Annotated in this window: 24 protein-coding genes and 1 pseudogene; 4 read left to right on the top strand and 21 right to left on the bottom strand. The window is 62.8% G+C overall.

All coding sequences use genetic code 11. The features are described from left to right. Nucleotides 1-309: 309 nt before the first annotated feature. Entirely contained in the window at nucleotides 310-2,196 is a 1,887-nt protein-coding gene (locus tag ACWGXF_RS23515; protein ID WP_256629679.1) for an ATP-binding cassette domain-containing protein, read from the top strand. Nucleotides 2,197-2,307: 111 nt separating this feature from the next. Here the strand turns inward: ACWGXF_RS23515 and ACWGXF_RS23510 are convergent, their stop codons facing one another. The 7 genes from ACWGXF_RS23510 to ACWGXF_RS23480 are packed head-to-tail and all read right to left on the bottom strand — an operon-like array spanning nucleotide 2,308 to nucleotide 8,755. Next, nucleotides 2,308-3,423: a protein-glutamate methylesterase/protein-glutamine glutaminase gene (locus ACWGXF_RS23510; RefSeq protein ID WP_452102550.1), complete on the bottom strand. Its 1,116-nt coding sequence runs from the start codon at nucleotides 3,421-3,423 to the stop codon at nucleotides 2,308-2,310. A 13-nt stretch (nucleotides 3,424-3,436) separates the two neighbouring features. Then, entirely contained in the window at nucleotides 3,437-4,168 is a 732-nt protein-coding gene (cheD, locus tag ACWGXF_RS23505) for a chemoreceptor glutamine deamidase CheD (protein WP_012836880.1), read from the bottom strand. A 24-nt stretch (nucleotides 4,169-4,192) separates the two neighbouring features. Continuing rightward, the gene (locus ACWGXF_RS23500) at nucleotides 4,193-5,107 is read right to left on the bottom strand and encodes a CheR family methyltransferase (RefSeq protein ID WP_256629678.1); all 915 of its coding nucleotides are present in this window, start codon (nucleotides 5,105-5,107) and stop codon (nucleotides 4,193-4,195) included. A gap of 17 nt (nucleotides 5,108-5,124) precedes the next feature. Then, nucleotides 5,125-5,613 carry a chemotaxis protein CheW gene (locus tag ACWGXF_RS23495; protein ID WP_003077929.1) on the bottom strand — a complete coding sequence of 163 codons (489 nt, stop codon included), beginning with the start codon at nucleotides 5,611-5,613 and terminating at the stop codon, nucleotides 5,125-5,127. A gap of 50 nt (nucleotides 5,614-5,663) precedes the next feature. Next, the gene (locus ACWGXF_RS23490) at nucleotides 5,664-7,868 is read right to left on the bottom strand and encodes a chemotaxis protein CheW (RefSeq protein ID WP_256629677.1); all 2,205 of its coding nucleotides are present in this window, start codon (nucleotides 7,866-7,868) and stop codon (nucleotides 5,664-5,666) included. 32 nt (nucleotides 7,869-7,900) lie between these two features. Further along, nucleotides 7,901-8,263, bottom strand: a complete 363-nt coding sequence (locus tag ACWGXF_RS23485; RefSeq protein ID WP_003059121.1) for a response regulator — start codon at nucleotides 8,261-8,263, stop codon at nucleotides 7,901-7,903. A gap of 42 nt (nucleotides 8,264-8,305) precedes the next feature. After that, nucleotides 8,306-8,755 (bottom strand): hypothetical protein, encoded by a 450-nt coding sequence (locus ACWGXF_RS23480; RefSeq protein ID WP_003065446.1) that lies wholly within the window; start codon nucleotides 8,753-8,755, stop codon nucleotides 8,306-8,308. Nucleotides 8,756-8,868: 113 nt separating this feature from the next. On the opposite strand from ACWGXF_RS23480, the gene ACWGXF_RS23475 reads away from it, so the two are divergent. Then, nucleotides 8,869-9,990: a hybrid sensor histidine kinase/response regulator gene (locus ACWGXF_RS23475; RefSeq protein ID WP_256629676.1), complete on the top strand. Its 1,122-nt coding sequence runs from the start codon at nucleotides 8,869-8,871 to the stop codon at nucleotides 9,988-9,990. A gap of 55 nt (nucleotides 9,991-10,045) precedes the next feature. Continuing rightward, the gene (locus tag ACWGXF_RS23470) at nucleotides 10,046-10,684 is read left to right on the top strand and encodes a response regulator (RefSeq protein WP_003065450.1); all 639 of its coding nucleotides are present in this window, start codon (nucleotides 10,046-10,048) and stop codon (nucleotides 10,682-10,684) included. A 124-nt stretch (nucleotides 10,685-10,808) separates the two neighbouring features. On the opposite strand, the gene fliR is transcribed toward ACWGXF_RS23470, so the two are convergent. From fliR to fliF, 13 genes are all read right to left on the bottom strand, one after another. Next, nucleotides 10,809-11,573, bottom strand: a complete 765-nt coding sequence (gene fliR / locus ACWGXF_RS23465) for a flagellar biosynthetic protein FliR (protein ID WP_012836874.1) — start codon at nucleotides 11,571-11,573, stop codon at nucleotides 10,809-10,811. Then, entirely contained in the window at nucleotides 11,570-11,839 is a 270-nt protein-coding gene (fliQ, locus tag ACWGXF_RS23460) for a flagellar biosynthesis protein FliQ (protein ID WP_003059126.1), read from the bottom strand. The genes fliR and fliQ overlap by 4 nt, the downstream gene beginning before the upstream one ends. Before the next feature lie 151 nt (nucleotides 11,840-11,990). Further along, on the bottom strand, nucleotides 11,991-12,740 hold the full coding sequence (fliP, locus tag ACWGXF_RS23455) for a flagellar type III secretion system pore protein FliP (RefSeq protein ID WP_003065455.1): 750 nt from the start codon (nucleotides 12,738-12,740) through the stop codon (nucleotides 11,991-11,993). Further along, nucleotides 12,733-13,122, bottom strand: a complete 390-nt coding sequence (locus ACWGXF_RS23450; protein ID WP_256629675.1) for a flagellar biosynthetic protein FliO — start codon at nucleotides 13,120-13,122, stop codon at nucleotides 12,733-12,735. The genes fliP and ACWGXF_RS23450 overlap by 8 nt, the downstream gene beginning before the upstream one ends. A gap of 34 nt (nucleotides 13,123-13,156) precedes the next feature. Continuing rightward, complete coding sequence (gene fliN / locus ACWGXF_RS23445; RefSeq protein ID WP_003059131.1) at nucleotides 13,157-13,591, bottom strand: flagellar motor switch protein FliN; 435 nt, start codon at nucleotides 13,589-13,591, stop codon at nucleotides 13,157-13,159. After that, nucleotides 13,581-14,585 (bottom strand): flagellar motor switch protein FliM, encoded by a 1,005-nt coding sequence (gene fliM, locus ACWGXF_RS23440; RefSeq protein ID WP_003065459.1) that lies wholly within the window; start codon nucleotides 14,583-14,585, stop codon nucleotides 13,581-13,583. Before fliM ends, fliN begins: the two co-directional genes overlap by 11 nt. 15 nt (nucleotides 14,586-14,600) lie before the next feature. Further along, entirely contained in the window at nucleotides 14,601-15,155 is a 555-nt protein-coding gene (locus tag ACWGXF_RS23435; RefSeq protein ID WP_003065461.1) for a flagellar basal body-associated FliL family protein, read from the bottom strand. A 189-nt stretch (nucleotides 15,156-15,344) separates the two neighbouring features. Beyond that, nucleotides 15,345-16,646: a flagellar hook-length control protein FliK gene (locus ACWGXF_RS23430; RefSeq protein ID WP_256629674.1), complete on the bottom strand. Its 1,302-nt coding sequence runs from the start codon at nucleotides 16,644-16,646 to the stop codon at nucleotides 15,345-15,347. A 2-nt stretch (nucleotides 16,647-16,648) separates the two neighbouring features. Further along, nucleotides 16,649-17,113: a flagellar export protein FliJ gene (gene fliJ, locus ACWGXF_RS23425; protein ID WP_034353137.1), complete on the bottom strand. Its 465-nt coding sequence runs from the start codon at nucleotides 17,111-17,113 to the stop codon at nucleotides 16,649-16,651. Between the two features lie 33 nt (nucleotides 17,114-17,146). Continuing rightward, nucleotides 17,147-18,535, bottom strand: a complete 1,389-nt coding sequence (fliI, locus tag ACWGXF_RS23420; protein WP_256629673.1) for a flagellar protein export ATPase FliI — start codon at nucleotides 18,533-18,535, stop codon at nucleotides 17,147-17,149. Next, nucleotides 18,532-19,359, bottom strand: coding sequence for a FliH/SctL family protein (locus tag ACWGXF_RS23415; RefSeq protein WP_256629672.1), 828 nt, complete (start codon nucleotides 19,357-19,359; stop codon nucleotides 18,532-18,534). The genes fliI and ACWGXF_RS23415 overlap by 4 nt, the downstream gene beginning before the upstream one ends. Beyond that, nucleotides 19,352-20,347 carry a flagellar motor switch protein FliG gene (fliG, locus tag ACWGXF_RS23410; RefSeq protein WP_003059149.1) on the bottom strand — a complete coding sequence of 332 codons (996 nt, stop codon included), beginning with the start codon at nucleotides 20,345-20,347 and terminating at the stop codon, nucleotides 19,352-19,354. The genes ACWGXF_RS23415 and fliG overlap by 8 nt, the downstream gene beginning before the upstream one ends. Nucleotides 20,348-20,495: 148 nt before the next feature. Next, nucleotides 20,496-22,202 carry a flagellar basal-body MS-ring/collar protein FliF gene (gene fliF / locus ACWGXF_RS23405; protein ID WP_229227934.1) on the bottom strand — a complete coding sequence of 569 codons (1,707 nt, stop codon included), beginning with the start codon at nucleotides 22,200-22,202 and terminating at the stop codon, nucleotides 20,496-20,498. Between the two features lie 173 nt (nucleotides 22,203-22,375). Between fliF and fliE the strand changes: the two genes are divergently transcribed. After that, the gene (gene fliE / locus ACWGXF_RS23400; RefSeq protein WP_003065477.1) at nucleotides 22,376-22,684 is read left to right on the top strand and encodes a flagellar hook-basal body complex protein FliE; all 309 of its coding nucleotides are present in this window, start codon (nucleotides 22,376-22,378) and stop codon (nucleotides 22,682-22,684) included. A gap of 197 nt (nucleotides 22,685-22,881) precedes the next feature. Here the strand turns inward: fliE and ACWGXF_RS23395 are convergent. After that, nucleotides 22,882-23,337, bottom strand: a pseudogene (locus ACWGXF_RS23395) (protein phosphatase CheZ); the annotation flags it as partial. Nucleotides 23,338-23,414: the final 77 nt, after the last annotated feature.

The raw sequence follows: 23,414 nt of genomic DNA, 5'->3' as shown, positions 1-23,414 counted from the left end.
TTTTTTTAAGGAACCGAGTGCAAAACCGGAAAACCCGATCTTGAATCTCGTTGCTTGCTGCGATCAGCGAAGCCTTGCAGTGTATCACAACTTCCGATGCGCCGCGCAAGAACTTTTGAAGTTTTGCGAGGCAGTCGTTTGCTGCGATGGATCGAACTATAGCATAGGAAAAACCCTAGCCAACCCGCTTCTGACACAAAAGATTCATCTGCCAGCGTGGTCTTTGCCTGGGCGGCGTCCAGAGCCAGAGATAGAGACAGCGGCCTTACGCCCGCTGTCTCTATGGAGGCCAACGATAATGCAGGCACGATGGCACTGATTACTTTGTTAGACGCTCAATTGGCGTTCGGGCACGTGGCCCTGCTGGACCACGCAAATTTTTCCCTGGAGACCAGCGAGCGCGTCGGCCTGATCGGCCGCAACGGCGCCGGCAAGTCTTCGTTGCTCAAGATTTTGGGTGGCTTGGCAAAGGCCGATGACGGCCAGCTTCAGGTGCAGAACGGAGTCCGCATTACCTATGTGGCGCAGGAACCCGACCTGAACCCTGCGCACACCATCTTCGAGTCGGCATCCGACGGCATTGCGGCCGTGATTGCGATTCGCGAGCGCTACCTGGCCGGCGGCGAGGGTGAGGATCTGGACGAGTTGCAGACGCAGATCGAGGCCTATGACGCCTGGAACTGGGAGCAGCGCGTGGAAGAAACGCTGCAGCGCCTGCATCTGGACCCGAACGCTGTGGTGGGCAGTCTGTCCGGCGGCACCCGCAAGCGCGTGGCGCTGGCCCAGGCTCTGGTGGCCCGCCCCGATGTCCTGCTGCTCGACGAACCGACCAACCACCTGGACCTGGACTCCATCGAGTGGCTGGAGGAGTTGTTGATTGCCTTCAAGGGCAGCGTGATCACGATCACCCACGACCGCAGCTTTCTGGACCGCATCGCCACCCGCATCGTGGAGCTGGATCGGGGCGTTCTGCGCACCTATCCCGGGAATTTCTCCCAGTACGTGCTGCAAAAGGAAGAACAACTCAATCAGGAGGCCGTGATCAACGCCAAGGCGGACAAGCTGCTGGCTCAGGAGGAAGTGTGGATTCGCAAGGGCGTGGAAGCCCGTCGCACCCGCAGCCAGAGCCGCATCAGCCGCCTGCAGGAATTGCGTGCCAGCCGCGCCCAGCGCCGTGATGTGCTGGGCAGCGTAAATATGGATATCGCATCCGGCAAGGGCGACGGCTATCAGGGCAAGATCGTGGCCGAGCTGACCGATGTCAGCAAGTCCTTTGGCGAAAAGAAGATCGTCGAGAAGTTCAGCGGCACCATTTTGCGTGGCGACAAGGTCGGCTTGCTGGGCCCCAACGGCGCAGGCAAGACAACGCTGCTGAAGATGATCCTGGGCGAGCTGGCTCCGGACAGCGGCCAGGTTCGCCTGGGCGGCAATCTGCAAGTGGCCTACTTCGACCAGATGCGTCATCAGGTGAATCTGGATGCCACGCTGGAGGACTTCATCAGCCCCGGCAGCGAGTGGATCGAGATCGGCAGCCAGAAAAAGCACGTCAAGAGCTATCTGGCGGACTTTCTGTTCTCTCCGGCACGTGCGCATTCCCCGGTCCGATCGCTGTCAGGCGGCGAGCGCAACCGCCTGCTGCTGGCCCGTTTGTTTGCGCGACCAGCCAATGTCCTGGTGCTGGACGAGCCGACCAACGATCTGGACATCGAGACGCTGGACATGCTGGAAGACCTGCTGCAAAGCTATGACGGCACGGTCTTTCTCGTCAGCCACGACCGCACTTTCCTCGACAACGTAGTCACCAGCACGATTGCCTGGGAAGGCCCCGGCCACTGGCGCGAATACGAAGGTGGCGTGACGGACTGGATGGAGCAATCGCGCCGCAGCAAGGCCATGGCCGAAGCCGCGCAAGCCAAGTCCGCCCCCAAGGAGGAGCCCAAGCCCGTCGCAAGCCGCACCGACGCTGCGGCCAGCCCCAAGAAGAAGCTCAGCTACAAGGATCAGCGCGAACTGGAAGCCCTGCCGGCCACGATTGCCGCACTGGAGACCGAGCAAAAGCAGATTCAGCAAGCGCTGGCCGACGGCAGCCTGTTTGCCAGCGACAACGCCAAGGCCGTCGCCATGCACCAGCGCGATGCGGAGATCGACGAGGCGCTGATGGAGGCGCTGGAGCGCTGGACCTTGTTGTCTGAGTAATCAGGCCATCAAATAAGAGAGCACCTTGCGCTTGTCATGTAATGACTTCAGGCTTATAAAGCCTTGAAATCAATACCTGGCAGGCGCAAAGCGCTCTCTTTTTATTCAATCTCAGATACGGTGATGCACCTGATCCGAGCCGCCGCGCAGCTTGGTCAGCAGGGCGTGAGCGATCTGCGGCAGAGGCAGCACCTCGTCGGCCGCACCATGGGCAATGGCTTCGCGGGGCATGCCGAAGACGATGCAAGTGCTCTCGTCCTGCACCAGGTTGTAGCTGCCGGCATCGCGCATCTCGCGCATGGCGGTGGCGCCATCGGCCCCCATGCCGGTGAGCATGATGCCGTAGGCATTGCGCCCGGCGCTGGCGGCCACGGACTTGAACAGCACTTCCACCGAGGGCTTGTGGCGGTTGACGGGCGGCGCATCATCGACCACGGCCACATAGTTGGCACCGCTGCGCGTGATGGAGAAATGCTTGCCGCCAGGAGCGATATAGGCGTGACCGGGCAGCAAACGCTCGCCATGCGTGGCCTCCTTGACCGTCATCTGGCAAAGACTGTTGAGCCGAGCCGCAAAACTGGTGGTGAAGCCCGGCGGCATGTGCTGGGTGATGACGATGGCCGGGCAGTCGGCCGGCAGATGCGTGAGCACCTCACGAATCGCTTCCGTCCCTCCCGTGGAGGCTCCGATGGCGATGATTTTTTCGGTCGAGATGCGCCCCAGCAGGCTGGGCGCCGCTGGCGCGCGGGGCGCAGCAGGCTTGGCGCCCGCACTCGCTGCCGCAGCCACGCCGTTCGGCACCACCGGCAGGCGGTGCACCTGGGCCACGGCAGCCACGCGAATCTTGTCCACGATCTGGCTGGCCAGCTCCTGCAGGCCGTTGGCCACGCCGACGCGGGGCTTGGCCACAAAGTCGATGGCACCCAGCTCCAGGGCGCGCATGGTGACTTCGGCACCGCGTTCGGTCAGGGTGGAGATCATCACCACCGGCATGGGACGCAGGCGCATGAGCCGCCCGAGGAAATCGATGCCGTCCATGCGGGGCATTTCCACATCCAGCGTGATGACGTCGGGGTTCAGATCGCGGATCATTTCGCGTGCGATCAACGGGTCATTGGCCGAGCCTATGCACTCCATGTCATGCTGGCGATTGATGATCTCGGCCAGAAGACTGCGCACCAACGCAGAGTCGTCCACCACGATCACCCGGATTTTTGGCTTTAACAACGCTCAACCTTCCTCAAAACAGATCCACCGAGCCGCCCGCCGTATTGCGTGCCACCGCAGCCGCGTTGCCGCGAGTGATTTCCTGCTGCACCAATGCCTCGGGATGGGCGTGTGCCAGGCGCTTGACCATGGCCTTGCCCGTGGATGGAAAAAACACCACCTTGCGCGGATAGATATCCAGCACGTCCTCGGAGACGATGGGAATGCGCTCGGTTTGCAGATACTCTGTCACAAAACTGGTGTTGCGCTCGCCCACATTCATGGTCGTGAAATTGGCCATGACCTGGGCGCCACCAAAAATCTTGGCCTGCATGGATTCGCGCCGTGCGCCCAGCTTGAGCATCTCGTTGATCAGCAGCTCCATGGCGTACGAACCATAGCGCCCCGAAACATCGCTGCTGTCGCCATCGGGCAGCATGAAGTGGTTCATGCCGCCAATGCGCATGAAACGATCCCACAGGCAGGCCGCGATGCAGGAACCCAGCACGGTGACGATGGCCATCTCGTCGCGCGAGACAAAGTACTCGCCCGGCAACACCTTGGCCGAATTGAGCTGGAAGTGCGGGTCGTAGTAGAAGAACGAGGCCTCGCCCGGCTGGCGCGGCTGGCGCTTGAGCTGCTCCAGCGATGAGACCGGCGCCGGCATGGCCGGATCAGGATAGCCCTGGGGCACGAAGCTGTTGCCGCGCAGGGGTCTGGCAGCGCCAGCACCTGGCAGATCCAGCGGAGAGCTCAGATTCCTCATGACTTGCAGCCCTGCCCTTCAGCTTCATTGGCGCTCATAGACGGTCTTGCCCTTGAGCGCGAACAGATCGCGCGAATCGCTGAAGTTCTCGGCATGACCGACAAACAGCAGCCCGCCCGGACGCATCACCTGATGAATGCGCTCCAGCACGCGACGCTGGGTCGGTGCGTCGAAATAAATCATCACGTTGCGACAGAAGACGATGTCGAAGCTCTCCCGGAACGGCCAATCTCCGGCGATCAGGTTGACGTTGAGAAAGTCCACCATGCGGCGCAGCTCTGGCTTGACGCGCACCATGCCGGAGTTGGCCGAGCGCCCGCGCAGGAAAAAGCGGTGCAGCCGCTCGGTGCTCACGCCCTTGAGATTCTCTGCCCGGTAGATGCCGCGCGAGGCGGTATCCAGTACGCGCGAGTCGATATCGCTGGCCATGAGCTGAAAGCTGGCCGAGGCACCGAGACTCTCCATCGCCGTCATCAGGATGGAATAAGGCTCCTCCCCCGTGGAGGCCGCGCTGCACCATACCTTCCAGCCATTGCCGCCGGGTTTGTGGCTGCGCAGATGCTGGGCCAGGATGTCGAAGTGATGCTGCTCGCGGAAGAACGAGGTCAGATTCGTGGTGAGAGCATTGACGAACTCCTGCCATTCAGGCCCGTCGTTGATGCTCTCCAGCCAGTCCAGATAGCTGACAAAGCTCTCATGCCCGGTCTCGCGCAGGCGGCGCGACAGACGGCTGTAGACCATGGCGTGCTTGCCGTCATGCAGGCTGATGCCGGCACGCTTGTAGATCAGGGCCTGCACACGGGCAAAGTCGCGGTTGGACCAGACGAACTCGCGCCCCTGCGCCAGCGGGCCGGACATGCCGCCCGGCAGCGCCTCATCGTCCTGCTCAAGCCTGGCAGGAGAGGCTGCGAATGAAGCGCTACGTCCCAGGTTCAGCACACGGACCTCTGGCGCACTCAGGCTTCGGAGGCCACCAGGCCCATGTCGACATTGCCCATGAGCTTCTCGATGTCCAGCAGGATCAACATGCGCTCGCCCACAGAACCCAGGCCCAGAATGCAGCCGCTGTCGATGGCGCTTTCGATATCGGGTGCGGGACGCACGGCATCGGCGGGCAGCTCCATCACATCGCTGACCGAGTCCACCACAATGCCGACCACGCGATTGCGCAGGTTCAGGATGATGACCACGGTAAAGGCGTTGTACTCCACCTCGGAGCAGTTGAAGCGCAGGCGCATGTCCACGATGGGCACGATGGTGCCGCGCAGATTGACCACTCCCTTGATGAACTCGGGTGCGTTGGCAATGCGCGTGGGCTGCTCGTAGCCACGGATTTCCTGCACCTTGAGGATGTCGATGCCGTATTCCTCCTCGCCCAGGCGGAAGGTCAGATATTCGCGGGCACCGGTGGCCACGCCTTCGGCAGTCTTGTTGATGATGTTCATGTCAGCTCTCTCTGCGTTGTTCGGCTCGGCGACGGCTCAGGCCTGCGGCCTCAATGGCGGGTACGGCGCACCAGAGCGCCCGTATCCAGAATCAGCGCAACGGATCCGTCGCCCAGAATGGTGGCGCCCGAGACATTGGGCACCTTGCGGTAATTGCTTTCCAGGTTCTTGACCACCACCTGGTGCTGGCCCAGCAGTTCGTCCACCAGCAGCGCCACGCGGCTGCCTTCGGCCTCGACCACCACCATGATGTTGCTGGTCTGGCTTTCATCGGCGCGCGGCACCTGGAAGGTTCGCTCCAGCGCGATCACCGGCATGTATTCGTCGCGCACCTTGACCAGCTGCGTGCCATTGGCCACGGTGTTGACATCGTCGGCCTTGACTTGGAAGGACTCGACCACCGAGGACAGCGGCAGGATATAGACCTCTTCGCCCACCCCGACGGACATGCCGTCCATGATGGCCAGCGTCAGCGGCAGGCGCACGGCCACCTTCATGCCCACGCCGGCAACGGACTCGATCTCCACCGTGCCGCCCAGCGAGGTGATGTTTCGCTTGACCACGTCCATGCCCACGCCGCGGCCCGAGACATCGGTAACCACATCGGCCGTGGAGAAGCCGGGCGCAAAGATCAGCTGCCAGACATCGCTGTCGGGCATGCTGTCGGAGACATCCATGCCGCGCTCGCGCGCCTTGTTCAGAATCCTCTCGCGATTCATGCCCTTGCCGTCGTCGCGCACCTCGATGACGATGGAGCCGCCCTGATGGGATGCCGCCAGCGTCAGCGTGCCATGCTCGGACTTGCCCGCAGCGATGCGGTCCTCGGGCATCTCGATGCCGTGGTCCACGCTGTTGCGCACCAGATGGGTCAGCGGATCGGTGATCTTCTCGACCAGGCCCTTGTCCAGTTCGGTGGCTTCGCCGAGCGTAACCAGATCGATCTTCTTGCCCAGCTTGCCCGCCAGGTCGCGCAGCATGCGCGGGAAGCGGCTGAAAACCGTGGACATGGGAATCATGCGGATCGACATCACGGACTCTTGCAGGTCGCGCGTGTTGCGATCCAGATCGGCCAGGCCGGCCAGCAGCTGCTGATAGGTCGTCGGGTCCAGCCCCTGGCTGTTCTGCGCCAGCATGGCCTGGGTGATGACCAGCTCGCCCACCAGATTGATGAGCTGGTCCACCTTCTTCACATCCACGCGGATGCTGGTGGACTCCATATGCGCAGCGGCAGCCTTGGGTGTGGCCTTCTGCACCGTGCCCCCAGCGCCGCCAATCACGGCATGCTCCTGATTTTGCTGAGCCTCGGGGCTGCCCGGAGCTCCCGCAAAAAAACCGTAGGCTTCTTCGGCCGGCAGATTGTGGGGCGGCATGGCGGCTTCTTCATCCACCACGGCTTCCAGCGGCTCGACCACGGGCTCGGTTGCGTTCTGCGGTTGGGCGGCATCGCTGATCTGCACCTGCTCCTTGGAGACATGGAAGACAAACAGATCGCGCAGCTCGTCATCGGTGGACACCGTTCTGACCTTGAACAGGCGGTGATCGGCCTTGGTGCCGACCTGATCCTGAATCGTGCCCAGACCCGGAATATCCCGGAACAGCTCCTTGATGGCGTCGCCCAGCTCCAGCCGGGACAGCGGGCCGATCTCGATCGTCAGCTCGCGCGCACCCTCGGGAGGCTCGGTACCGATCACAGGGACTGGCTCTGCCACCTGGGCTGCAGCAGGGGCCGGAGCTTGAGCGGGCGTATCCGCCACCACCGCGGCAACAACGGCAACTGGCTGCACAGGCTCGGCAGCCGCGGCACTGCGGTTGACCTGGGGGATTTCGGTCAGGCCCTGGGCCAGAGCCTCGATGCGCACCACCAGTTCCGCAGTGGAAACCGGTTCGCCCTCATCACCAGACTGGTGACGTGCCAGCAGGCTGCGGCTGGCGTCCGCCGACTCCAGCAGCACATCGACCATCTCGGGGATGGGCGTGATTTCGTGGCGACGCAGGCGGTCCAGCAGGGATTCCATGCGGTGCGTGAGCTCGGTCACATCCGAGAAGCCGAAGGTCGCCGCACCGCCCTTGATGGAGTGAGCGCAGCGGAAAATACCGTTGAGCTCTTCATCGTTGGCGGCCGAAAGGTCCAGGCTGAGCAGCATCTGCTCCATCTGGTCGAGGTTCTCGCTGGCTTCCTCGAAAAAGATTTGATAGAACTGGCTAAGGTCGAAGTCTGCGCCCGAACCTGCGCCATCCTGGTGTGTATCCGCCATGGTGTTTCCTGCTGTGATTCGTTGTTATCGGCTTAACGCAGCACTTTTTGAATAACTTCGATCAATCGATTGGGATCGAAGGGCTTGACCAGCCAGCCCGTGGCACCTGCGGCCCGGCCCGCCTGCTTCATCAGATCGCTGGATTCCGTGGTCAGTATCAAGATGGGCGTGCCCTTGAACTTCGGGTTTTCGCGGAGCTTGCGCGTGAGACCGATGCCGTCCAGGCGCGGCATGTTCTGGTCGGCCAGCACCAGATCGATGTTTTGCGCCTGTGCTTTTTCCAGCGCATCCACACCGTCGACGGCTTCCACCACCTTAAAACCAGCACTGCTCAACGTGAAAGACACCATCTTTCGCATCGAGGGGGAATCATCAACAGCCAGAATCGATCGCATGTACAGCTCCAACAGACGGGCAACGGAAAACAGGGTAGAAGTTCAAAACAGCTCCACAGAGCCTGCATCCATCTCGCTTTGCGTGACGGGATTGGGCTTTTCGGGCAGGTTTGGCAGACTGATGGCGGACTCCGCCTCATCCTCATCCCTGCCCATGGCGGCAGCCCCGAGCCTGAAAGCGCAGGCTTGCAAGGTATGTGCCATATGGGCAATCAGCTGAGACGACATATCGTGAAACTGGAGCTCGGTCACGGCCAGCCGCAACGACTCACGTGCTGTAGCCAGCGCAGCCGAATCGGGCAAAGCCGGCTGCGACAATTGCCCGTTGACTTGCTCGAAGCGCTCCAGCAGATTGTGCGTGGCATGGTCCAGCAGCCCTTCAAGACGCTGCAGATCACGCAGTGTGACCAGCAAGGCATCCTGCAGCTCCGCAGCCACCATCACCGGCACGGCAACTGCAGGCACACCCGAAGGGTTTTGCATCGTCTGCATTGTTACTCCAACTGCGTAAAACCATCATGACAGCCACGCCGCCATGCTCCACGAAATGAACCGCCCGGCAGCCCGCCCCGTGACCGCACGGCCACACTTGACGACTACCCTCGATGTTCCAAAATGTATCCAATGATAGCGTCCTTGGCGATATGCAATTCCGGAATCAGACCTTGAAAATCCTTCATATTGAAGACTCTGTCGCAGATCAGGCTCTGGCACGCCTGAGCCTCAAGCGCGGGCAGCTGCCCTGCACGCTCACGACCGTGGACAGTCTGCAGGAGGTACAGGGCGCCCTTGAGGCACAGGATTTCGACCTGATTCTGGCGGACTATCATCTGCCCGGCTTCACGGCTCTCGACGTCTGGGACCTGGTGCGAACCCGTGCCGATGCCCCTCCTTTTGTGCTGTTGTCGGGCGCCATCGGCGAATCCGCCGCCGTGGACATCATGCGGCTGGGCATCAGCGACTATCTGCTCAAGGACCAGATCAACGGCCTGCCCCATGTCATCAAGCGCGCCATGGAGGTCCATGAGGCGAGGCGAGCCCGCCGCCGCGCCGCACTGCAGCTGGCCGAGTCTGAAAAGCGCCTGGCCGAGCTGACCGAACATCTGCACACCAGCATCGAGCAGGAGCGCGCCAATATCTCGCGCGAGATTCACGACGACATAGGCGGCTCGCTCACTGCCGTCAAGTTTGATCTGGCCTGGCTGATCCGCAACAGCCCCGAGGGCAAGCAGCGCGAGCATGCCAAATCGGCACTGGAGATGCTGGAACACGCCCTGGGCGCCAGCCAGCGCATCATGCAGAACCTGCGCCCGCCCGTGCTGGATCAGGGACTGGTGGCCGCCGTGCAATGGCTGGCCCAGGACTTCGAGCGCCGCACAGGCATACCCGCCCGGTTGCACACCAGCCGTGAGCATATGGAAATAGCACCCGCGCAGCAGGTGGTGGTCTACCGAACGGCACAGGAATCCTTGACCAATATCAGCAAATACGCACAAGCCAGCCAGGTGACGCTGGATTTGTCCGACCACGAGGGTTTTTTGACACTGGAAGTAACAGATAACGGGGTAGGTCTGAGCCAGGATGATCGCAAAAAGCCTCAGTCTTTCGGACTTCGAGGTCTAAGTGAGCGCGCGCGAACAATTCAAGGTTGGCTGGATGTGAGTAGCCACCCCGGCCGAGGAACCTCTATCATTCTCACCATTCCTCTGGCAGAGATCCAGGCATGAGCCACCCAACCACGCGCTCGTCCGGTCTGCCATCTGACTTCCTGGGAGAGCGACCTTGATTCACGTGGTGCTGTGCGACGACCATGCCATTTTGCGCCGGGGCATACGCGACACCCTGGCAGAGGCGACGGACATCAGCGTCACCGCAGAAGCCGGCAGCTATGCCGAACTGCGTGAGCAACTGCGCGATGCAGCTTGCGATGTGCTGCTGCTGGACATCAATATGCCGGGCCGCAGCGGCCTGGAAGTGCTGGCCAGCGTGCGCGAGACGCATCCGCAGATCCGCGTCATCATGGTCTCCATGTATCCCGAAGACCAGTACGCCTTGCGCAGCATCAAGGCTGGCGCGGCCGGCTATGCCAACAAGGCGGGGGATCCGGTGCTGCTGATCGACGCCGTGCGCACCGTCCACAGCGGACGCAAATACCTGACTGCCGAAGTGGCCCAGATGCTGGCCGACAGCCTGGCCCAGCCTGCCGCTCCCGTGCCGCATGAAACCTTGTCCGAGCGCGAAATGCAGACGCTGCTGAAGATTGCCAGCGGTCAGCGCCAGACCGATATTGCGCAGGAGTTGATGCTCAGCCCCAAGACGGTGAGCGTGTACCGGGCACGGGTGCTGGAGAAGCTGGGCATGGGCAGCAACGCGGAGCTGACCGCCTATGCCATCAAGAATGGGCTGATAGATACACCCTGAGCCGAGCGGCGGGTCATCACTGGCTTGCGCGCCCGCATCGAGTCAGTTTTTTCGCTTGAGGCCAAAGCGGTCTTATCCCTTTGCCATAAAGCGCACCAGGCTATCAAATAGATAGTGCTTCGCACTAAACCCCGAAGACTGCCATCCCCTTTTGGAGCAAGGCCACCAGGGGCTGCTCCAGCAAAGGCAGAGTCGCCGTCAGGCCCAGCAGCCCCACAGTCAAGGTGACAGGAAAGCCCACGGCATAGATATTCATCTGCGGCGCGACACGGGAGATGATGCCCAGCACCAGGTTGACGAAGAGCAGCATGGCAATCATGGGCAGGGCAATCCAGAAAGCGCTGGCAAAGACGGCGCTGCCCATCTCGTGGATCCGCATCTGGGAGATGGCCTGCAGAAAGTTGCCATCGACGGGGAAGGCCTCAAAGCTCTTGAGAACCGCCATCAACACCAGCAAATGACCATTGATGACGATGAACAGCAAGGTGGCGATCTGCACCATGAAGCGCGCCACGGCACTGAGCTGGGCATTGCTGGTCGGATCGAAGAAAGACGCGAAGTTCAGGCCCATCTGCAGACCCACCACTTCACCGGCGACTTCAATGGCCGCCATCACCAGGCGCACGGCAAAACCCACGGACAGACCTATCACCACCTGCTGCACCAGAGTGCCCAGTGCCTGGGCCGAGGCAATGCTGACCACCGTCTGCTCGCCCAGCACCGGCTGCGCGCAAAGCGCAACCAGAAAAGCCAGCCCCACCTTGAGTCGCATGGGAATGGCTTTCTGAGAAAACACGGGCGCCGTGGTGAACAGCGCCAGCACGCGCACAAACGGCCAGATCAGTGGCGAGAGCCAGGCGGCAATCTGCGCTTCGCTAAAGGAAATCATCCCACCGAACCTGGAATGCTCTCTATGGTGCGACGAATGAAATCCACCAGCGTGGACAGCATCCACGGCCCTGCCACGGCAAACACCAGCACGGCGGCGATGAGCTTGGGCACAAAAGCCAGCGTGGCCTCATGCACCTGGGTCACGGCCTGAAAGACGCTCACCAGCAGACCCACGCCCATGACCACGCCCAGCACCGGCATGGAGATCATGAGCAGCAGGGTCAGCGCCTCGCGGCCAAAGGTCAGAACAAACTGAGAGGTCATGACGTTCTCTTAAAAATTCAATGAATCCAATACGCTTGCAACCGCCGCGGCTCAATGTGCGAGACACCGAGGAAGGGCCGCCCCGCACCGAAGGTGTCGTCCCCTTGGGGGAAGGCGCGGGGCCGCCTAGGCAAGCGCCTCAGGGGGTATCTCATGTCGCAAAGCTCGCCGCCAGAGAGCCGATGATCAGGTTCCAGCCATCGGCCAGCACAAACAGCATGAGCTTGAAAGGCAGGGCCACCAGCACGGGCGAAAGCATCATCATGCCCAGCGACATGAGGATGGAAGACACCACCATGTCGATGACCAGAAACGGAATGAAGATCATGAAGCCGATCTGAAAAGCCGTTTTCAGCTCGCTGGTCACAAAGGCCGGCACCAGCACACGCAGAGGTGCGGTTTCCGCCGTGACATTCGCATCCAGCTTGGCCAGGCGCTTGAACAGCGCAAAGTCAGACTGGCGCGTCTGCTTGAGCATGAAGCCGCGCATGGGGGCTTCGGCCTTTTCCATGGCTTGCTCGAAGCTGATGCTGTTTTGCGTATAGGGCAGATAGGCGTCCTGATAGACCTTGTCCAGCGTCGGCCCCATCACAAACATGGTGAGAAACAGCGACAGACCGATCACCACCTGATTGGGCGGCGCGGACTGCGTGCCCAGCGCCTGGCGCAGCAGGCTCAGCACGATGACGATGCGGGTAAAGCCCGTCATCAACAGCAAGATGGCGGGCAGGAACGACAGCGCCGTGAAAAACAGCAGTGTCTGGATGGGCACCGAATAACTGGTGCCGCCCGCGCCCTGGCCTACCAGCAGCGGCAGACTGGCGGGCGCGCCCTGGGCTGCGGCCATCAGGGGCATGGCCAGCAGGACAGCGGCAGCAGCACGAGAGACGAATTTAGACATTTCCAGAATTCCGGGCCGCTTCGTCGGCCTGCGCGCGCATCAGCGAGTCGGTAAACGATGAGACGGCAGGTGAATGGGCTGCACGGGCGGATTGCAAGGATGCGGACGGATCTTGCAGCACATGCAGGCATTGGATCTGCTGCGCCGTCACACCAAGCACCAGGCGCACGGCCTGCTCCCCTTCACCCAGTTGCACGGTCACCACCCGCTGCTGCGGGCCAATGGCCAGCGTGCCCAGCACCTGCGCCGGAACTGAGGCGGCACCACGGGCCATCCCCATGCCACGGGGCAGGAGGTTTTCTTGCTGCAGACGACGCACCAGCCAGGGCAATGCCGCCATGACCGCCACAAACAGGACGACCAGCAGCAGCGTGGGCCACATGGAAGGGGCCGCTGCCGCAGAGTTTGCCGCGTTATCAACCACGGCTGACCCGGCGCAGACGCTCGGACGGTGTCACCACGTCCGTCAGGCGGATACCGAACTTGTCATTGACCACCACCACCTCGCCCTGGGCGATCAGGTAGCCGTTGACCAGCACGTCCATGGGTTCGCCGGCCAGAGCATCGAGCTCCACCACCGAGCCCTGGGCCAGTTGCAGAATGTATTTGATGGGCACTTTGGTGCGGCCCAGCTCCACGGACAGCTGAACCGGAATGTCCAGCACCATGTTGATATCGTGTACTGGCACATCGCCATAGCTGCGTGCGGCGTCGCCCGCCAGCGGCCCGCCCTGGTCGGACAGATCGGGGCCTTCGACGGCCTGGTCATGCTGACGCTGCTCTTCCAGCGCCTCGGCCCAGCCGGAGAACGGATCGTCACCCGCGGGCTTGTTGTTGTCGTCAATTGCCATGCTTCTCTCCCATCCAGCTGGTCTCGCCGCCGCGCAGGCTGCGTTCCACGCGGATTGCATATTTGTCGTTGTGCGTGCCGTACTGGCACTCGAAAACCGGCACCCCACCGATGGAGGCGCGAATCAGCGGCTCGCGGTCGAGCTCGATAAAGTCACCCGGGCGCATGGCCAGCAACTGCTCCACCGTGGCATCGGCGCGGGCCAGCTCGGCCACCAGCGTGACCTCGGCGGCCTGAATCTCCCGCGTCAGCACCTTGACCCAGCGGCGGTCCACTTCGATGGCATCGCCCTGAGTCGACGAATACAGCACATCGCGAATCGGCTCCAGCGTCGCATAAGGCATGCAGATGTGGATGGAACCAGAGATATCGCCGATCTCCAGCTGAAAAGCCGTGGAGACCACGATTTCGCTGGGCGTGGCGATGTTGGCGAACTGCGGCTGCATTTCCGATCGCTGATAGGCCAGCTCCAGCGGATAGATGCCATGCCAGGCTTTTTTGTATTCCTCGCAGATCACATTGACCATGCGATTGATCACGCGCTGCTCGGTGGTCGAGAAGTCGCGCCCCTCGATGCGGGTCTGCAGGCGCCCCGTGCCGCCGTACAGCGTGTCGATCACGCCGAACACCAGCGAGGGATCGCAGACGATCAGACCATTGCCGCGCAGCGGGCGAATGGCCATGATGTTGAAATTGGTGGGAACAGCCAGCTCGCGCAGGAAGGCGCTGTAGCGCTGCACCGTCACCGTGCCGACGGAAACCTCGGGGCTGCGGCGGATGAAGTTGAACAGGCCGATACGGAAGTTGCGGGCAAAGCGCTCGTTGACAATTTCCATGGTGGGCATGCGCCCACGCACGATGCGTTCCTGGCTGGAGATGTCGTAGCTGCGGACCTGGCCGAGATCGACCTCCACCACTTCGGAACGCTGGCTTTCGCCGGTAACGCCTTCAAGAAGAGCATCAACCTCTTCCTGGGAGAGAAAAGAATCGCTCATGCACTCCCTCCCTGCTTACTGAATGATGAAGCTGGAGAACAGCACGCGACGCACAGGCCCCTTGCGATTGGCACGCGGGCTGTCTTCGTCGGCGTCCTCGTCGTCACGCGAGCGCTTCTTGGCGCTCGGGCCGAAGCCCAGCGGCGCCGAGACCTCGGTCAGGATGTCGGCAGCCAGCTTTTCCTTGCCCTCGCGCGCCAGCAGCTCGTCGGCCGTGCGCTGGGACACCAGCATCAGAATGCCGTTGCGGATGCTGGGCAGATATTGCTTGACGGTGGAAGCCGTCTTCTCGTCGGCCAGCTCCAGCGTGATGCCCAGCTGCACAAAACGATCGCCGCCGGGGTCGGCCAGATTGGCCACCATATTGTCCAGCGGCAGGAAAGTGGGCACTGTGGCTTTGGCACTGACCTCTTCTTCGCCATCGGCGCTGCTGTGCTGGCGCTGCATCATCAGCACATAAGCTGCGGCAGCCACGATGGCCAGCACGGCAACGATGGCCACGATGACGATCAGCTTCTTGCTTTTGGCAGGAGCAGGTGCGACAGGGGCGGCATTGGGATTGGCTGACACGGCGGGTATTCCTCAAGAGTGGGGGACTGCATCCATCCCGCAGCCATTGCCGCGACACGGAAGATCCACGCCTGAATTATTCGCCGCCCGCCCTTCTGACCATTGCCCGAATAAAAGCGCGAAACCCGGCTTCATTCCGGGTTTCGCGCCATGTCCGGCTCACCGTTTCCGTGAGCCGGCACCGATCATTTACACGAAAAGGTCCACGCCGGACTGCACTGGCCGCGCGCCATTGCGTGCGCTGGCCGCACTCATGGGCAGCTCGGCAGCATTGACCGAGACCCGGGCCACCCTGGCCTGGCCGCGCTGGACGTCATCGCCCTGGCTGTCGCCTCCGGACCGGGCATCGGCACCGCCCGCATCCACGCTGACGCCGCTCAGATTCAGCCCCTGGGCCTGCAAAAGCTCACGCAGCTGAGCCTGACCGTCGGCCAGCAGCTGGCGTGCCTGCTCATCGCCTGCGGCAAAGCGCACATGAGCCTCCTGGCCGTTCAGCTGCACCTGGACCTGGATAGCCTTGCCCTCATGCTGGATCGACAGCGCGGCATTCTGCGTTTTCTGATGCACCCAGAAGGCCACCTGCTCGGACACTTCCTGCTCACGCTCTGTAGGTGCGGCATCCTGCCCCGCCAGGCTTTGGCCGAAGTCGGAGCTGTTCTGACCGCCGCCCTGCATGCCTGCGCTCGCTGCGCCCATGGCTGCCCCGACGGCAGCCGCTACGGCCTGCAGGTCGGCCCCGCCCTGCACTGCCGCCATCTTGCCCTGTGGCGCAGCTTCATCCTGCTGGGGCGAGCGGGCCGCACGCAGCAAATCCTTGAGACCTTCCAGGGCCTGCGGCTGCACGGCTGTCATGCCCTGCAGGCTGATGCCTTGCTGCGGCAATGCCTGCGCCTTATGCACAGCAGGCTCAAGGCGCGCAGCAGGCACCTCTTCCGCCGCCGAAGCCAGCGCGCTGTGTCCGCTGTCCTGCCCCTGCGCGGCTGCGTCCTGCTGCGGCTGCAAGACAGCTGCATCAGAATTAATAGCTGCTTGCGTTTGCGTCGTATACGCTTGGGCTTGATTTGATTGAAAATCCTTGCCCATGAATGCGGCATGGGCCTCCCCGGACCCGGGCTGCAAAGCCTGGCGATGGGCCAGTTGCGCGGCATGGCCTCTGCCTGAAAGAAAGTCGGTGGCCACGCCCTGGCGCAGATCGGCATCACCCTGCCCGTCCAGCTGGGCGGTCTGTCCGACCAGACTCATCCACGGCGCATGACCTTGAGCGATCAGCAGCGCATCCTGCTCGCGGGGTGCCAGCTTCGCATCCGATGTCTCGGCAGGCTGCTGCGCCGCCTGCGGCAGGCCTGCCGTCACGAATCCGTCCAGCGAAGCCAGCAGCGATGAAAAGCCCTGGCCGGGCTCGTCTGCTGCGGCCGTAGCGCTTTTGGCCGAGCTCATGGACTGCGCCATGGCCTTGCCGGTGCGCGGCCCATCAATTCTGGTTTCCGCCATGCTCAGGCCTCCTGAAGTTGCAGGCCGAAGCTGCGTCGAAAAAATGCCATGGTGGCGCGCTCGTCAGTATCTTTTTGCTCGCGCCGCATCTGGGCCAGTGCCACATCACGGCGGCGGGCCTGCACCACCTTCTGCAGGCTGGTCACGCGCAACTCTGCCGCCAGCAGGGCCTGACGTGCGGTCTCCAGCCGAATGTCCTGGTCCGCCACCACACGGGTCTGCAAACCGATGGCGTGCTGCAGGCGCTCCATGAACTGATACTGGTGATGCATGACCTCGGGCTGCACGGCCAGCCCTTCCTGGGCCCCCCAGCGCGCCTGCATCTCCAGGACATAGCCCTGCAACTGATCCATCTGGGCCTGTGCCGCCTGCTGAGCACGCTGGCGCTCCTGCATGGTGGTGCGGGCCGCGTCACGCTTGCGTTCTGCTGCTTCAATGGCGACGTTCAAGGCATTCAAGGACGACATCTGCGACTCTCCCTCTGGCTAACCCGTTGATGCTCAGCCCCGCTGCATGGCTTGCGCCATGCCGGCCAGGCTTTGCTCCATGCTGGAGCTTTCAAACATGCTTTGCTGCAGAAACCCTGTCATGGCGGGCTGCAGCGCAATCGCCTCGTCCAGCTGCGGATCGGAGCCTGGGACATAGGCGCCGACCTGCACCAGATCGCGTCCCTTCTGGTAGCGCGAATAGACGGCGCGAAAGCGACGCGCCAGCTCGAAATGCTCGCGCGAGACCACGTTGTGCATGACGCGAGACGCCGACTGCTCGATATCGATGGCCGGGTAATGCCCGGTCTCAGCCAAAGCCCGCGAGAGCACGACGTGGCCGTCGAGAATGGCGCGGGCCGCATCGGCAATCGGATCCTGCTGATCGTCGCCTTCGGACAGCACGGTGTAGAAGGCCGTGATCGAGCCCACGCCGTGCAGACCATTGCCGCTGCGCTCCACCAGCGCGGGCAGCTTGGCAAAACAGGATGGCGGGTAGCCCTTGGTGGCCGGCGGCTCGCCGATGGCCAGGGCGATTTCGCGCTGGGCCATGGCATAGCGGGTCAAGGAATCCATGAGCAGCAGCACATGCTTGCCCTTGTCGCGAAAATGCTCGGCAATCGCCGTGGCGTAGCTGGCGCCCTGCATGCGCAGCAGCGGCGGCGCATCGGCGGGAGCGGCCACGACCACGGCACGGCTGCGGTCCTGGGCGCCCAGAATGTCCTCGACGAACTCCTTGACCTCACGGCCACGCTCGCCGATCAGACCCACCACGATCACATCGGCCTGGGTGTAGCGCGCCATCATGCCCAGCAGCACGGACTTGCCCACACCCGAGCCGGCAAACAGACCCAGACGCTGGCCGCGCCCCACGGTCAGCAGCGCGTTCAGCGCCTTGACACCGGTATCCAGCGGCTCGCGCACGGGGTCCCTGTCCATGGCGTTGATGGGGTTGCGATCCAGCACCTCGGGCACCACGCTGCCCAGCTCGCCCGCATGGTCCAGCGGAATGCCTTGCGAATCCACCACCCGCCCCAGCAAGCCGTCGCCCATGGGCAGACGCAGCACGCCCACGGTCTGGCTGACCTTCTCGGTCTCCATCACGCCCAGCTGGGGCACGGGAACAAAGGGGGCTGCCGGCGTCACCATGGCTCCGCTGGACAGACCCTGAATATCGCCCGCAGGCATCAGAAAGGCGCGCTCGCCGGCAAAGCCGACCACCTCGGCCAGCACAGGCTCCTGCCCATGCTGATGAATATGGCATTGCGCCCCCACGGGCACGCGCAGCCCCGAAGCCTCCAGCACCATGCCGGTCAACCGGGTCAGACGGCCCTGGCATTCCAGCGGCACAGGCTCGGCGTAACGTGCGCGCGCCTGGCTCATGAACTGCTGCCAGGGGTTCATGCCTTGTCTCCGTCATACCAGGTGGAGACCAGGCCCAGAGCCGCCACGGCACGGCGCCAGCGCTTGTCCAGGCCACCGTCGATCTCGGCACCGCCCGACTCCACCTTGACATCGCCTGGGGCAATCGAGGCATCGCCCAGCCACTGAATACGGCTGTGCGCGCCATGCTCGGCACGCAGGGCTTCATCGAGCAGTTCAAAGTCCGCGGGGTTCAGACGAACGGTGACCGGACGGCTCTCGTCGACCAGCATGTCCAGCGCCTCGCGAATCACGGGCAGCAAGGCCTGGGGCTGGCTGCGCAACTCCTGGCGCACCACCTGGCGGGCAATATCGCAGGCCAGATTCAGCAACTCCTGGGCCATGCCCGACTGCAGCTGCTTGAAGTTGTCTTCCAGGCCCTGCAACACGCCATCGACACGCTGTGCACTCTCGCGGCCCGCACCGTTGATATGGTCGTCCAGATGCTGCTGCCATTGCTGCTGGGTCTGTGTGCGGCCTTCGGCCAGGCCCTTTGCATGGCCCTCGGCTCGTGCCTGCTCCAGCATCTGCTGCAGCTGCTCCTCGTCGAAAGCCGGGGCGGCTGGCTCCACCGGCTCCACAACCTGTACCTCTGGTTGCGCCTGCGGTTGATGGGCAATCGAGGGGGAAAAACCGTTGAAATGCTCTACCCCAGCCGGTATGAAGGCAGCTTGCTGTGCGGGCGCGAAGACGCCGCGATCCTGTGCATCCACCGCGCCGAAGCGCCATTGCACCACGGTGCTGTCGTCGATCTCTTCCTGCGGGATGAAGCGCGAGTGCGAACGCGGAGGCTGGCCCTTAGACATAGCTGTCCTCCGGACCGCTGCCGATGGTTACCTGGCCTTCCTCGACCAGACGACGCACGACCTTGAGGATTTCCTTCTGCTGGGCTTCCACTTCGGACAGACGCATGGGGCCACGGCCTTCCAGGTCCTCGCGCAGCGACTCGGCCGCACGCATGGACATATTGGCCAGAATCTTGTCGCGCACTTCCATGGAGCCGCCCTTGAGCGCCACGATCAGCGTCTCGGACACCACCTCGCGCAGCACCAGCTGCACCGAGCGGTCGTCGAGCTTGACCAGGTCGTCGAAGACAAACATCTTGTCCATGATCTTCTGCGCCAGCTCGGGGTCGTAGTTGCGGATGGTGTCGAGCACCGCCACATCGGCATTGCCGCCCATCTGGTTGAGCATTTCGGCTGCGGTCTTGACGCCGCCCAGCGAGGTCTTGCGCACCTTGTCGCCGCCCGCCAGCACCTTGAACAGCACCTCGTTCAAGTCCTTGAGCGCCGTGGGCTGAATGCCTTCCAGCGTGGCCACGCGCAGCATGACCTCGCTGCGAGCCCGGTCGGGGAACTGCATCAGCACGGCCGCAGCCTGCTCATACTCCAGGTGCACCAGAATCGCCGCCACGATCTGCGGATGCTCGCCGCGCAGCAGCTCGGCCACCGACAACGGATCCATCCACTTCAGGCTTTCAATGCCCGAGATATCGCCGCCCTGCATGATGCGGTCGATCAGCAACGCCGCCTTGTCATCGCCCAGGGCACGCTTGAGCACCGAGCGCACATAGTCGCTGGCATCGTCGACCAGCAGACTCTGCGACGCGGCATCGCTGGTGAAGCGGTCGATCACGAAATCCACTTTTTCCCGCGTCACGCCACGCATGCGGGCAATCGTCTCGCCCAGCTTCTGCACTTCCTTGGGCGTGAGGTGCTTGAACACCTCGGCCGCCTCTTCCTCACCGAGGGAGACCAGCAAGATGGCAGCGTCGTTCAGACCTCTATCGTCCATATTCAAAACTCTCTACTAGTTATTCAACCGTCCCATGCCGGGGATGCCGAGCAAGGGCCTAGGCGGCCCCGCCGCCCCGCAGCGAGGGCATCGCCCCCCTCCCAAAGAGAGAGGGGGAAGGCGCAACGCGCCTCAGGGGGTGACTTCGTCACCCCTCGCCGTTAATCCATGTCTTCACGATGTTCGCCACCGCGATCGGGTTCTGCTTGGCCAGATGACGGGCCTGATCCAGTCGTTCCTGCTCCTTGGTCGGAGACAGCTCCTTCGCAGGGGCCGGCAAAGCGGGGCGGTCCAGCGCCTCGGCTTCAATGGCATTGAGCTGGCCGCCGGGGCCGGTATGGCGTCCCTTGAGCAAGGGGCGCACCAGGCCCAGCAGCACCAGGGCGCCAAACAGCGCCAGCGCAATCGGCACGCCCAGGCTCTTGGCCATGGCCTGAATTTCGGGGTCCTTCCACATCGGCAGCTCGGCCGGAGCGGCACCGCTGTCCATGAAGGGAGCGCTGACCAGGTTCACCGAGTCGCCTCGGTCGGCGCTATAGCCCACGGTTTCGCGCACCAGCGTGAGCAGCTGCTCCTGCTGCTGGGCTGTCAGTGGACGCAGGCCGGAGCTGACTGCGGCTGCCGTTGCCGCTGTCGCCGCATCGGTGCCGGCCGCAGCAGCCAGCGGTGCATTGACCACCACCGCAGCCGTCAGGCGCTTGACGGTGCCGGTGCTGCCGCGTGTGACCCTGACGGTCTTGTCCACTTCGTAATTGGTGATGGACTCGCGCTTGTTGCCCTGGCCGTTGCCCTGGCCTGCACCAGCGGCCTGCGGCGCAGGATTGGCACCGTTGATGGGCGCGGTGGAGTTCTGAGGTGGCTGGTTGCTGGTCGCGCCAGGCACGCCGGTAGGTGGAGTGGCCGTCTTCTCGCCATTGGTCTCCATCACCTGCTGGCTGCGCACGGCCCCGCCGTCTGCAGACTGGTTGGGACGATGCTGTTCGGAAGTCGATTCGGTCTGGCTGAAGTCCAGCTCGGCCGAAACCTGGGCCTTCACATTGTTCTTGCCGACCACAGGCTCCAGAATGTCCAGAATGCGGCGCACATATTGCTGCTCCACCTGCTGGGTGTAGAGGAACTGCTGCATGTCCACGCCGCCGGCATTGCCGTCAGGCGACTGCGAAAGCAGCTTGCCGGTGTCGTCCACCACGCTGACTGCAGCAGGTTCCATCTCGGGCACGCTGGATGCCACCAGATGCACGATGCCCGCGATCTGCGCACGGTCCAGCATGCGGCCCGGATGCAGGCTCAGCAGCACGGAAGCCGAAGGCTTTTGCTGCTCGCGGAAGAATCCGTTCTGATTGGGCAGGGCCAGATGCACGCGGGCACTCTGCACGGCATTGAGCGCCAGGATGGAGCGGGTCAGCTCGCCTTCCAGGCCGCGCTGGAAGTTGAGCCGTTCCTGAAACTGGGTGATGCCGAACTTGCTGTTCTCCATCAGCTCGAAGCCTGTCACCGAACCCTTGGGCAGGCCTTGCGTGGCCAGCTTCAGGCGCACATCGTGCACACGGTCTGCGGGGATGAGGATGGCGCCGCCGCCCTCGCTGTACTTGTAGGGCACGTTCATCTGCGTCAGCTGCGCCACGATGGCACCGCCATCCTTGTCGCTGACGTTGGAGAACAGCAGCTTGTAATCAGGCTGGCGATAGAACACCGCCGCCGCCACCAGGCCCACTGCGACCAAGGCCGCCAGCGCGCCCCAGCGAAGACGTTGGCCACGGTCGAGCGCATTCCAGCGCTGCGCAAGCGCAGGGCGGGGCGCATACGTGGCACCGGGCACGGCATTGGGGACAGGTACTTCAGCTACAGCAGACATCTTGATTCCATGGTGTCAGACCCCACACGAGGTCTAGCGTCCAGTGGATTATTCGGACTCGGGCCGGCGGCGTTCCCCCGATAAGCGAGCCGATTCACCCACTTATTGCCCGTCTGCGATCACGCGAAAAACCTACGATCACCTCCAACTCACCAAGCCAGTTGGATAAAGATATGGACCTGAAGATCCCAGCAATCAACCCCGCCCAGCTGGGCAACCAGCTCACCAAGGTCGGCAGCGCCGGCACTGCGCCCGTGGCCGGCGGCTTTGGTCAGGCTCTGCAAAATGCACTGCAATCGGTGAGCGCCGCTCAAAACCATTCCGGCCAGCTGCAGCGCGAAGTGCAGCTGGAAAACCCCGCCGTCAGCCTGGAGCAGACCATGGTGGCCATGCAGAAATCGCAGATCGGCTTTCAGGCCACACTGCATGTGCGCAACCGACTGGTGCAGGCCTACTCCGATGTGATGAATATGCAGGTGTGATCGGCGCCACGCCGCACACCGCTCAAAAGGCAGATTGCCCTCCAAGGCTTGCCCGCATGTTGTGATGACATGCGGGCTTTTTGCGCCCTGCCCACCCTGCCCGCCTGGCAGCGCCCAATAAAAAAGCCCGATCCATTCAAAAGATCAGGCTTTTCAGGCTCAAACGCTTATCTGTAAAGCACAGGCAGCTATATTTTTTAAAAGCCAAGACTGGCCAGCAGATCATCCACCTGGGACTGCGAGGTCACCACATCTGCCGTGTTTTCGGGATCCACCACCGGGCCGGCCAGCTTGGGCTGCGCGGCTTCCACAGGCGCCAGGGCCGGTGCCTGCGCAGCATCCGGTGAAGTCTGGATCAGCAGCTCCAACAGCTGCGACTCCAGATCGGCCGCCAGCGCCACCACACGAGCAATTACCTGACCCGTGAGATCGTGGAAGTCCTGCGCCATCATGATCTCGGTCAGATGGCTGTTGGTCTGTTCCGTGCCCTCTTCCACCTCCTGCAGATAGTTCATCACGCGCCCCTTGGCCACCGCGGCCACCGGATCCTTGATGAGTTCTGCACGCATGGCGCGAGTGCGCTCAGCCAGCGCATCCTGGCGGTTCTGAGTCACCTCGACCTGACCCAGCACCTTGTTGGCAGCTTCCCCCGTCTGTTAATTTCCACGCAAAACTGACCCGCCATTTCCATCTCAAACTGACCCACCCTTTGGCTTGAGCCGTAAGGCTC

The sequence above is a fragment of the Comamonas sp. HJ-2 genome (assembly GCF_053615495.1).
Note: the sequence above shows the minus strand (reverse complement) of the source record. Positions and strands in the feature narration are given on the sequence as shown.